Raw genomic sequence first — 11,493 nt, forward strand, 5'->3', positions numbered from 1 at the left:
GATTTAGTATTACTCGATCGCTCCTGCTTGTTGTAATAAAGAAACGATCGCCTGATGGTGATTAAATTTAGCTAACATTAAAGCGGTCATTCCCCCTTGATTTTTCTGATTTAAGTTCACCTTTCCCCCGTCTAACAAAACTTTAACCGTGTCGAGACAACCGTGATAACTGGCCCACATTAACGGGGAAGCGCCGCTAAAATCGAGTTTATTGACATCAGCGCCGATATCGATTAACCAGCGCACCAATTGACTATTATTGCCCTCACAAGCTTTCATGAGGACGGTTTTGCCATCGGGATAAACGGCGTTGGCATTGGCCCCGTAGTCGAGGAGATAACGGCAGATTTCCGTAAATTGGCGCTGTAGAGCCAAAGTTAATGGTGTTTCTCCCTGCTGAGTTAGGTTAGGCTCCGCTCCCTGTTTTAACAATTCTAAAACGATCGCTTCGTATCCCTGCACCGTGGCAATGAGCAAGGGTGTATCACCAAAATGGTTGCGGTGATTGACAAAAGCGCCAGCTTGTAGTAAGGCCTGAACGATCTCTAAATGTCCTTCGATCGTGGCTAAATGCAGGGCCGTTTCTCCGGCCTGATTTTGATTGTCAACACTGGCCCCCTGAGCGAGTAAAAGTCGGACAATATCGAAATATCCCTCAGCAGCGGCGAGCATCAGGGCAGTTTCTCCCTCCTCCGTGCTGATATTCGGATTTGCTCCCGCTTGCAGTAAAGTTTGCACGCTGCCGAGATTTCCCCTCTCTACAGCCAAAATGAGGGGAGTTTCCCCGGATAAAGTGGGAGCATCGAGGGGCATACCACGGTTAATAAACAATTGGAGGATTTCTGGACGATTAGCGTTGAGAGCCTCTAACCAAGCTTCTTGACGGATTTCTTCATCTACACCACTATCGAGCAGTAAACCGACAATTGCATCGTAATTTTGGCTAATTGCTACAGATAAAGCCGTATCTCCATCCCGATCGCGCATATTGACCCGAGCGCCGGCGGTTAATAACTGTTCTGCGATCGCTGTATAACCCTTATAAGTGGCGATCATTAGTGCTGGTGTACCATCTTGATTAACCTGATTGACATTAGCACCGGCGGCGATTAATTGAGCGAGGATTTCACTGTGATTGAGGGCAGCCGCTAACATGAGAGGGCTTAAACCTTGAGGTTGTTTACTTTTGTTGATATCTGCCCCAAATTCTCGCAAAATTGCCACAATTTCCCGATGACCCCCCTGCACGGCATAGATTAAAGCCGTCGTATTTTGGCCATCGGTGGCGTTGACATTTGCCCCCTGACTCAGTAAAGCTTGAACCCGCGCCAGATTGCCCTGACGTGCCGCTTGTATTAACAAGATATCCCAATTAGAAGCCATTAACAGTGACCGATCGGCAGAAAGTATTTTTTCTATTATCGATCGTTATAGGCGGGTAAACGGACAGAAAAGCTACTACCCCGTTCTAATTCTGAGGTAAGGTAATTCTACTAGCTGTGGTACTTAGGGTTTGCTGAAAAAGTTTTTCCTGGGGGTAGGAGTCAGGAGTCAGGAGTCAGTAGCCGGTCGTTTCAGGCTTTGTTGCCCTTGTTTTTTGTACCAATTGATGTACTACAAGAAGGATAATGCAAGGTTTTTGAAAGTCCCAATCCTATTTTCGCAGCATGAACATCGGATTTTAACAGGTCAAAAGCCTTATTTTAAAAGGGTTTTACCATTATTCAGTAAGCCCTACTTAAGTGTTCTGATAATTAGAATAGCGATCGTAATATATTCGATATGCTATAATCTTGAGCAGTTTCGTTAGGAGTTAAATCCATGCTAGTTTTAGCCGGTGATATTGGTGGCACTAACACCAGGTTGTGTTTGGTAGAAACGGACGGAAAAAATGAATCAACCCTCCGGGAAGAAATTTATCCGAGCGGCAATGAGGGTTTAGTTCCTTTAGTGCGACAATTCCTGGGTGATGAGTCTAATGTTTATAAGGCTTGTTTTGCCTTGGCTGGCCCTGTTCTGAACAACAAATGTAAAATCACTAATTTACCTTGGCCAGAATTAGATGCGGCCCGGTTACAAGAAGAATTGAACATTGCTAAAGTGAGTCTTATTAATGATTTTGTAGCAATTGGCTACAATATTGTCTTAGAAAAAAATAAATCTTTAGTTACTTTACAGGAAGGTGAATTTTTGCCTGATGCGCCGATCGCTATTATTGGGGCGGGTACGGGTCTGGGAAAGGCGTTTGCAGTTCCTGAAGGTGATAGCTATCGAGTGTTTCCAACGGAAGGAGGCCACGAAAGTTTTGCTCCTGATAATTTGTTAGCTCAGGAGTTATTAGCATATCTTCGGGCCGACGGCAAGGTTGATGTGGAACGGGTGGTTTCTGGCCCAGGAATTGTTGATATTTTTCGTTTTTTGCAGGATCGCAAGTTTGCTTCTGAAGATGCGGGTGATTTTTTAAGTCAACCTGATCCTGGGGCGGCGATCGCTAAAGGAGCAGCAGCAGGTCATTTTCTTTGTCAGCAAACAATGGCAATTTTTGTGGAAGCTTTTGGGGCCGCCGCAGGGGATATGGCGGTGAGTTTTTTACCGTTTGGCGGTTTATATATTGCGGGGGGAATTGCAGCCCAAAATATTGAATTGATGCAAAATGGCAGTTTTATTAAGGCATTTACAGATAAGGCACGGGTTAATCCTGTTTTGCTAGAAAAAGTTCCTGTCCATATTGTCTTAAATACCCTAGAGGGATTAAGAGGTGCAGTAAAATACGCTGCTACAAAAATGTAGAAGCATAGGATAGACAATTCTAGAAGTTGTCTTGATTGTGAGGGTATTCAATGCCCTTTTTGTTGATTTGCCCTCATAATTGCAAATCTACCATTAGTTACAAAACCCGCCTCAATAGCGTGTCGAGCTGCCCCCCACATGACAATGCTGTGATCTTGAAAAACTTTAACGGAAATGCCTTCGTTATAAGCTTTGAAATTTCCCTCTTTATCAATAAAGGCATTGATAAATTTGCCTTCTTTCAAGATTTCAATGGGAATATCAATACCGCCAATATAAACTCCGCCACTGGCTTTATAGGTAAGAGCCAAATTCCCTGCTTGCGCTCCCCAAATAGAGATAAAAAAATCCAAAACTTCTTTACATAATGGATTCCCTTCCTGGGCAGCTTGAATGATAGCATCAGCATCATTGATATTTGGCTGATTTTCCCATTCAGAAAGACTTTGAAAAAAATGATAAATTCTGGTTAAACCAGGAGCAGAAAGAACATACTCATAACTAACGGGACTATTATCCCCCTGCTCTTGTTTCAGTTCTTTCAGAAATTGTAAAAGTTCCCAATCTTTATCTATTCTAGCACCGAAGTCCGCATGACCACCTTCCGAGGAGATTGGTTTTAACCCTTTTTTTTCATCATGGCTATACCATAATGCTTGACCTAAACCTCCACTCACTAGCATTAATACTCGGCGATCTTCAGGATTTGGGTGAGATTTACCAGGATAAAGTTCTTTTAGCTGCTCTTCTCCATTTCCCAAAAAAATACCATAGCCAATTGCTTCCATATCATTGATAAAAGAGACAGGAACATTGTTATAGGGAAGTTTTTGTCTGAAGTCATGCTCTGTAAAAGTTGCTTTAAATTCCTTGCGATCAACTCTAGCCTCGCCATGATCAACAGGTCCTGCTATACCAAAACAAGCACCATAAATATCTTCATTATCACTATATTGCCCATAATAATATTGCTCTAAAAATGTCTCTATCATGTTTTCCAAGCCTTGAGCATAATCCTTAGTTGTATAAGTTTCATGGGCAATTAAGGCATCCAGCATCACTTTTTTTTGAGAGTCATCTTTTTTGTGAGTAAAAAGACCGAATTCGCTTTTATCACCTGCAATTTTGCCAGCGAGAATGACCATAAAATTGACTCCTTTATAGTAAATATATCTAAATGAAAACAGCAACCAAAAAAAGACTAAAAACCTAATTCTTCTAGCTCATTTTTAATCTCCTTAATTTTTGCTTGTGAGCGTGTTACAACCAGTCCTAAATTAATTCCATCAGGAGCGATAAAGCAAATAGCAAAAGGTGTTGTTAGTTCGACAAAATAAACCATCATCGTTCCCCCCGCCAATTTAAAAATTGAGTATGTGAGATTGCCAAAGGCAGTTACCTTGCCAAAATTATCTAAAGCTTCTTGAATCTTGCTGAGGGATTCAAATCCTTCAATTGCTTCTCCTACTGCATCACCACCGTCTGCAAAAAGAGCACGATAAAGCTCTGGATCATCAGATTTGAGTCGTTTATTGTGATACAGTGGTAGTCCATTCTCTAGATTAAAAATAAGGATTGATTTTAGGTGTCCTTTTGAGGTGGTAACAGTCTCGTCCAGAAGAACATCAAGTTTTTCTTGTTCGGGTCGTTGTTGTGTCATAAGAGAGATTCTCGCAATTTTAGTCTTGAGGAAGTTAAATACTAATTCCTGAAAATCATTTTCGTTTAAATTTTGATATTTGTCAAGTATTTTTCCGCATTCTTTTAGGGGTTCTTGGATTTGAGATTGGTCTATTTCCCCAAGACAGTATTGGTCGAAGGTAATAAAAATTCTTTGTTCTCTCTCAGGGTAAGAGCTATGGGGAGCAAGAGCAAAGTCAAATAGTTCTTGATAACTCCAGTTTTTGATCTGCGATCTAACAAGAAATTCTAGGTATTTACGGATATTTTCGACAGGAATATCAGACTCATTTACCCATTCTAAAAGCTTTTTTAAGGCAGCAGTTTGAGAGGTTGTCCATTGTAAAATCTCTCGGAGTAGAAAGTCAGAGTAGTTATTTTTCCCTTGTAATGATGGTCGAGAAGTTTTGATCAATAAAACAGCTTCAGATTGAACAGAAGGTGAAGCTGTTGTCCAGACTTCCGCCACTAAACTGGTCATTACAAATTCAATCTCTCCTTCCTCTAATTTAGGTGTGGGCTTTTTTCCTAGCCATTCTAGGGCCAGTTTTAGATCATTATTTTGTAATAAATAAGATGATTCTTGACGATCCGAATGTTGCCAATCTCGAAAAGCTTTTGTATAGGGACGGAGTCCCGCCATGACTTCCTTGATCCAGTTTTGATCTAGAATTTTTTCATAAATCTTGTTGAGTATTCTTAAATTATGCTCCTTATCTAGAATTATAAAACACATATCTTTTAGTTTACGATGTTGTGGATTTTTTTCATCGAAGAGAATCGGCTCGTTTTGAGTAATTTTTTCAAAGAGAGAAATTAACTCAAAACTGTCGTCCTGATTTAAAAATTGGTCTCGATCTTGGGGAAATAGATCATATTCTTTAAAATAATTTAGGTTTTCCTCAACCAATCTTCTGAAAGAGTCTCCTATTCCCAAGCTACTATCCTTTTCCGCAAGTTGCAAAATTCTGTTATTAAAATCATCAAAACCACTTGTCCAATCATTCATAGAATCAACTATTAATTTATAATTATACATTCCAGGGAAAGCTTTTTGTATAGCTTCCCAGAAATTACTCGACTGATCAATAAAATCAGTTTCATCTTTGTCAATACGATGTCCGTCATTTTGCTCAAATTGCTTTCGCCATTGTTTAGCATCTTCACATTTTTTCCCATGAAGGAGATGCAATTGTTTTTTTCTTTTATCTTCATGTTTCCATAAATCAAGTTCATTTGAAAATAATCGAATTTTACGCTTTTCAGCTTTAACCCAATTTCTGTCAAATACACTTGTGTATATAGGATTATAAGGTTTTAATATATTTTCTTGTTGTAAAACTAATCCAGAAAGCTTTAACTCAATTTCTTCTTGACTATTATCTGCATTTAAAGACTGATTTTCAAGGATTTTTTCGTATAAATCGAGTGAACGGAAAGCGAGTGGTTTATATTTGTTTTCATCAAAACGTTGTTGGATTGTTTTTAAATGTGCGGGTTCATCTTGAATAGACCAATTATTAATAACTTTTAAATTTACAACTTCTTCAACCGTATTAAATGAGTTATTTTTACGTTCTTTCACTATAAGGTCGCAAAGCTTTTGAGTTAGGAAAGGTTGCCCTCCAGTCTGATTAAGAATTTCCTGAAGTATATTTATATCTTCTAAGCCACCATTCAATAATGGTTTCATCATTTCAAATGACTTCCCATTGGCCAGATCAGTTGGAAACGGACTTAGAGTGATGGCAGTTCCAAGATTAAAAGGTGTTCTATCTCCATCCTCAATCAACCTATTGGGTGATGCCACTCCCATAAGACAAAAAGTTAATCTTTCGTACTGTTTCTTGCTTGTTCTGTCTTCGTGACAGCCGCGAATAAATCCAAAAAAATCATCAACAGAAAAAGGCAGATGTATAGCAGAGTCAATTTCATCAATAAAAAAAACAATATTTCCCTTGATGTTATTTAATAAACATCCTTCAAGAAAATCCTCATATTTGCCAAGATTGGAGCCAGAACGGGCTTCCCACCATTCTTTTAACTTGCTTGACACTTCATCCAATTTTGTATCTTTATTTAGTAGGTCTATCTCATAATTTTGTATAAAATTCTTAATACAATTTGCAATTTGATCTTGATACCACTCCTCAGCACTTTTCGCAGATTTCCCTAGTTTACTCATGTCATAGTTAAAGTAGTAAATATTATCTTTTTTCAGTCGTTTCATTATCTGTACACGTAAACTCGATTTTCCTGTTTGCCTAGATTCCAAAACATAGCAAAATTTTCCATGTTTCAATGCGTCAAATAATTGATCATCTGCATCTCGTTTAACATAGGTAGGAGACTCCTCTAATAAAGCACCACTATAAGAATAAAGATTAGTCATATTAAGTGATTCCTTGTTGTGTGATAGCTTTGCTTATGAAGTCGTATAAATCCTTACTGAGCAAGACTTTTAGGGCTATTTTGCGGAAGAAACTATCAGTATAGACCTCGTTTCCACACGAAAACCAGAACAAAAACCAGAAGAGTCGATTTAAACCAAATTGGTTGGAAAAGTATTTAAGATATAGATCACAGCTTGAAATATAGTCATTACCCAATGGCTTAATTATTCCTAAGTTGCGTAGTACAAAGGATGATCTATTGTCCTCTAATTGTATAGGGCCTTGAGTCAATACTCTCTTGTAATCTTCTATTAAACTTTGACTTTGACTTTGTTTTTCTAAAGTAGTTAGTATTAAGCTAAGATGGTCACGAAAAATACCTTCCTCGGTAGGAGCTTTTGCCAAGAAACTTTTCATTGTTTCTGGGCAATAGTTTAAATGCAAAAGAGATTGCTGGATTAATTCAGGATGTCCATTCAAAAATTCAACGAGAGATTTTAAATCTGTATCACTTAATTGTCCTATTAATTGAGGATACTTAATTGATAGTAACTCTTTTGCTTGTTCACTTGTAAAACCCTTTAGCCCTAGGTTGTGATCTACTATTGTTCCCACATTGAAAGGAGATTGATTGACAGGAAAATCAGGAATCTTTGCTGTTGAATAAGCTATCATTATTCGTAGCTTTCTCCAATTTCTGCCTACATTATCATTTGATTTTGCTTGCTCATGACAGAACCTTAAAAAAGAACCAATCTCTACACAGTCTCCTTCTGTTAAAAATAAAACTTCAAAGCTATCTAGTGCTAGAATTAAATTGTTTGTCATCCGCTCTAATAGAAATGTTAAACAGTCTTCGTTAATACTATTTCTAGAACAATGGATGTTTAAAATATCAGAAAGCTCCGAACACAGATGTGACAAAAAATTATCTTTGGTTTTAGGTGAACTCGGATATTTGAAATCAATTTTGATAGTTTTATAGTTTCCTTCTCTAGCCAAAGCTAATGTACGATTGACTAACATAGTTTTTCCCATTCTTGTTGGGGCTGTAATCCGAAGCAAGCATATAGCTTCGTCAATTTGCTCACGACAAAACTTCTCAAGAGGTGGACGTTCTATGTATCTTTGATCACTACCTTCGCTACTGGCTAAACCCATTTGATTTAAACCTGAACTCGATTGTGGCTCAGATGAGTTCCTTCCGTTAAAGTTAATATTTACAATCTTAGCGTTGACATTTCCCGCAACACCATAATGATCACCTTGTATGTTTACATTGTTGTTTTCGTTCATAGTCGCATTGCTAACAGTAAATATTTCAATGAATAAAAACGTTTATTGCGAGGTACAGATTGTGAGTCAGTTCGGTTATTGTATTTGACTTTTACCCAAACGTAATATGGGTATCACCTTTTTCTGTGTGAACATTTCCAAGTATCCCCTGAAAATTACCACCGACAGTTACGTAAGGAGAACCACCTTGAATAACAGATTCAGAGTTTAAAGTATCAATTAATGTCTCTGCTGCTCGCAAAATCTCGGTGTCTCTTTCAACACTAAACTCAGTGATTTTGGTTTTTAGTAGTCCCTCTGCTTTGTCAATATCTTCAGGTTTCGCATCAACTACTGCCTGAGCCAAGGCATCACCCTCAAATTTTTTCTTCAACAAATGTTTCAACCCATTATAGGCATCCTTAACCGCCGTACCAGCCGTATCCTTCGCTGCCGCAGTCGCACCAGCCGCCAATGCTGTCAAAATAAGAGCTATGGGTTCCATTGCATTAACACCTCGACTTAACAAACGCTATTTTGAGTTATGGGTTTCAGTATAGCAAAATTGGGCAGTTCAGCAATTCCCCCTTGAAATACAGTTCTTCTCCACAGCAACTGATCTTTACACCGGTTGCTTTATTACTTTGGCACAGCCAATTCCCCATTCGATAAACTTTTTGATCGCTGTGGACGAATCTGGTTAGAAGCAGGTCAATTCAGCTAATATAAACAAAATTTGGGAGCATCTCACCTTTGTAACCTTTAAATCAGGTTTTTATGTCAAGCTATTTTGAAAGCCTTGCTAGAAAACAGTTTTAGTGACAAGTATAACTACTAACCTGCATAAATGAGATGCTCCCCAAAATTTTGCCCGAAAAGGAGTTATAGATTTAGCTAAACAGGTTTTATTACTGTAACTGATGACCACAGCTACTACAAAAGCGATCGGTTGCCGCTACTTTTGCCCCGCATTGACTACAAAATCGCGTTTTACTGACGGTTTTTGCGTCTCCCATACTCATTTTCATATCTCCCATCTCCATTTCCATGGGGGCAAAATTCATCGACATATTACCCATTTTCATCGGTTGCATCGGTTGCATCGGTTGCATTGGTTGCATCGGTTGCATCGGTGAGGAGGAGAAACTGGTAGCAGTTGTCGATTGAGAGGACTGAGAAACTCCAGAGGTATGAGGAGAGGAAAAACCGATACTGCTCCCTTGAATTTGGATTCTGTGGGGTCCGGTTTCAGTGATAATTTCAATAATTGCCCCTTGGGGAATTATCTCTATTTGGGGTTCTTTTGTCCAAACTCCGGTGGCAAAACTACTGCTAGACTGCTGTTGTTGTCCCACTGCACCACTAGCGAGGGTTACAATCGTCTGCAGCCCTTGATTATCCAGATAGAGACGTTGTCCTGTGGGTAATTCACTATAAATAGCCATATTTTTGACAGTGAAAAGTAAAAAGTAAAAACCTAGTTCACACCCCTAGGATCCAGTCTAGCGAGGATAGAAATATCAGAGGATTTTCTTAAGAATTTTATCGACAAAAAAAGGGTGGTTTTACCCACCCTCACCATGTCTCAAGAAAACAAACTTTTTAACGGACGCTACCGGCTAATTTATCGACCCGAATCGGTTTCATCAGGTACAATTTGAGGAATTGCCAAGCGTTAGAGGCGAAGATAGGCAATTTCTTCAGGAATTTAACTGGTGCGGCACTGTTTTCGCTATCGATCGCCCGTAATCCCTCGTTATTGCGAACACAAATTTCTAGGCGATCATAAAATTCAGGACTATCCACATCAAGAACAATCGGGAAGACGCGGCCAGCGGTTTCATTGGTCTTCTCGATTACATACTTATCGTACTCGCGAGCGTCCAAACCGAGAATGGCGTAGAAACCAGAACGCTGAGTATCATTGAGGTACATCGTAGCGAAGACCGAAAGCAGGAAGAAACGACACCAGAGACGAGCGCGCCAATCGTTAAGAATATCAGGCTGCGCACGCATGATCGCATCAAAGAAGTCCCCGTGACGGTTTTCGTCTTGACACCAATTCTCGAAGAAGTTAAAAATCGGATAAACCCGATCTTCGGGATGTTGTTCGAGATGACGATAAATGGTGATATAACGCCAATAACCGATTTTTTCGGAAAGATAGGTGGCGTAGAAGATAAATTTCGGTTTAAAGAAGGTGTAGTTACGGCTTTTGGTTAAAAATCCCAAGTCAAGGGAGAGGTTAAAATCCGATAAAGCCTTATTAAGGAATCCAGCGTGACGCGCTTCGTCCCGGGACATGAGGTTAAAGCATTCTGCGAGGACGGGATTTCTGTTTTTTAAACGTCTGCCGAGTTCTTTGTAGAGAAGAAAGCCAGAAAATTCAGCCGTGCAGGATCTTTCCAGAAATTCCACGAATAAGCGGCGAGTTTCGCCATCAATGTGATCCCAAGAGCGATCGAATTCTTGATTGCGAACGAAGTGATGCCGGTTATAATCGGTACGGAATTCCTCTAAAATCGCTTTCAGTTCTTCCTCATTAGCGGCGATCGACATTTCCGCCATCGCTTCAAAATCAGTGGTGTAGAAGCGGGGAGTGAGGATCGTTTCTTTAGCGGGAACTTTTATACCCGGACGGATTTCCTCGAATTCTGGTTTTTGGATCGTGCTGACCATAGGGATTATTGATTTTACTCTGGGATGATGATTGAGACGAGTAAAGGCTCTGACTTGATAATGACGAGCCGTGAAAAAACGGCTAGGATTCACTATAGCAAGCTCTCAGCCCTAGACTCCCTTCCTGTTCATTAAAAGTTACAACTCTTAATTAAGCTGTGTGAACAAACGCGGATTTTTCCCCAGGAGTCTTGACAAATGTTCGGGGGTGTGGGGTTTGTTCGGTGATTGGTAAACAGTCATGGCTCTCTTATTCTTTGTGTGATCAGTTTAACTTATATAGTAGTGATCGATCTTTGTGTCCTCTGTGTCTTTGTGGTTCCTTCCACCCCCTCGCTAGGAGGACTGTATCTTAGAATACATTTTACCCACCAAATCCAAGAGAGCCTTTAAACCTCTAGCTTGATCATGACTTTTCTGATAAATATCTTTTTCTGGCTTCTGTCTGGCTTACTGAAATATCAGTCTAGCACCGAACAAAATCCCCCCTTCACCTCTATTCCCCTGTCCTAATTGTGGTTCTCATTATATGATTAAGAATGGTTCTATTCATAATGGAAAACCCAAACGTCAATGTAAAGAATGTGGTCGTCAGTTTGTGATCAATCCCACTAATAAAACCGTCTCTGACGAAACCAAACAATTAATTGATAAACTCTTGCTCGAACGAATTTCC

9 protein-coding genes are annotated in these 11,493 nt (G+C 39.5%); 2 read left to right on the forward strand and 7 right to left on the reverse strand.

Features of this window, described 5'->3' with window-relative positions; all coding sequences use genetic code 11:
• Positions 1 to 9: 9 nt before the first annotated feature.
• Positions 10 to 1,383 carry an ankyrin repeat domain-containing protein gene (locus IM507_RS04485; RefSeq protein ID WP_123230797.1) on the reverse strand — a complete coding sequence of 458 codons (1,374 nt, stop codon included), beginning with the start codon at positions 1,381 to 1,383 and terminating at the stop codon, positions 10 to 12.
• 438 nt (positions 1,384 to 1,821) lie between these two features.
• Between IM507_RS04485 and glk the strand changes: the two genes are divergently transcribed.
• The gene (glk, locus tag IM507_RS04490; RefSeq protein ID WP_190537687.1) at positions 1,822 to 2,790 is read left to right on the forward strand and encodes a glucokinase; all 969 of its coding nucleotides are present in this window, start codon (positions 1,822 to 1,824) and stop codon (positions 2,788 to 2,790) included.
• Between the two features lie 47 nt (positions 2,791 to 2,837).
• Here glk and IM507_RS04495 read toward each other — a convergent pair whose 3' ends face one another.
• From IM507_RS04495 to acsF, 6 genes are all read right to left on the reverse strand, one after another.
• The gene (locus tag IM507_RS04495) at positions 2,838 to 3,935 is read right to left on the reverse strand and encodes a glucokinase (protein WP_190537690.1); all 1,098 of its coding nucleotides are present in this window, start codon (positions 3,933 to 3,935) and stop codon (positions 2,838 to 2,840) included.
• Positions 3,936 to 3,991: 56 nt separating this feature from the next.
• Entirely contained in the window at positions 3,992 to 6,862 is a 2,871-nt protein-coding gene (locus IM507_RS04500; RefSeq protein ID WP_190537691.1) for an AAA-like domain-containing protein, read from the reverse strand.
• 1 nt (position 6,863) lies between these two features.
• A complete protein-coding gene (locus IM507_RS04505; RefSeq protein ID WP_190537693.1) occupies positions 6,864 to 8,159 on the reverse strand; it encodes an AAA-like domain-containing protein in 1,296 nt (431 codons plus the stop codon).
• Between the two features lie 91 nt (positions 8,160 to 8,250).
• Positions 8,251 to 8,643 carry a hypothetical protein gene (locus IM507_RS04510; protein WP_190537695.1) on the reverse strand — a complete coding sequence of 131 codons (393 nt, stop codon included), beginning with the start codon at positions 8,641 to 8,643 and terminating at the stop codon, positions 8,251 to 8,253.
• Positions 8,644 to 9,046: 403 nt separating this feature from the next.
• Positions 9,047 to 9,583, reverse strand: a complete 537-nt coding sequence (locus IM507_RS04515) for a zinc ribbon domain-containing protein (protein WP_002737334.1) — start codon at positions 9,581 to 9,583, stop codon at positions 9,047 to 9,049.
• A 157-nt stretch (positions 9,584 to 9,740) separates the two neighbouring features.
• Positions 9,741 to 10,817 carry a magnesium-protoporphyrin IX monomethyl ester (oxidative) cyclase gene (gene acsF / locus IM507_RS04520; protein ID WP_002738012.1) on the reverse strand — a complete coding sequence of 359 codons (1,077 nt, stop codon included), beginning with the start codon at positions 10,815 to 10,817 and terminating at the stop codon, positions 9,741 to 9,743.
• Positions 10,818 to 11,346: 529 nt separating this feature from the next.
• Between acsF and IM507_RS04525 the strand changes: the two genes are divergently transcribed.
• Positions 11,347 to 11,493: IS1/IS1595 family N-terminal zinc-binding domain-containing protein (locus IM507_RS04525; protein ID WP_465246288.1), on the forward strand; the 147-nt coding region annotated here is incomplete at its 3' end.

It is taken from the genome of Microcystis sp. M20BS1, assembly GCF_020245305.1.
GTDB lineage: Bacteria > Cyanobacteriota > Cyanobacteriia > Cyanobacteriales > Microcystaceae > Microcystis > Microcystis ichthyoblabe_A.

Bases quoted from the DNA above. Each gene is read 5' to 3' on its own strand.
- IM507_RS04510 (WP_190537695.1), bottom strand. From the start codon at position 8,643: ATGGAACCCATAGCTCTTATTTTGACAGCATTGGCGGCTGGTGCGACT.
- acsF (WP_002738012.1), bottom strand. From the start codon at position 10,817: ATGGTCAGCACGATCCAAAAACCAGAATTCGAGGAAATCCGTCCGGGT.
- IM507_RS04485 (WP_123230797.1), bottom strand. From the start codon at position 1,383: ATGGCTTCTAATTGGGATATCTTGTTAATACAAGCGGCACGTCAGGGC.
- IM507_RS04515 (WP_002737334.1), bottom strand. From the start codon at position 9,583: ATGGCTATTTATAGTGAATTACCCACAGGACAACGTCTCTATCTGGAT.
- IM507_RS04500 (WP_190537691.1), bottom strand. From the start codon at position 6,862: ATGACTAATCTTTATTCTTATAGTGGTGCTTTATTAGAGGAGTCTCCT.
- IM507_RS04495 (WP_190537690.1), bottom strand. From the start codon at position 3,935: ATGGTCATTCTCGCTGGCAAAATTGCAGGTGATAAAAGCGAATTCGGT.
- glk (WP_190537687.1), top strand. From the start codon at position 1,822: ATGCTAGTTTTAGCCGGTGATATTGGTGGCACTAACACCAGGTTGTGT.
- IM507_RS04505 (WP_190537693.1), bottom strand. From the start codon at position 8,159: ATGAACGAAAACAACAATGTAAACATACAAGGTGATCATTATGGTGTT.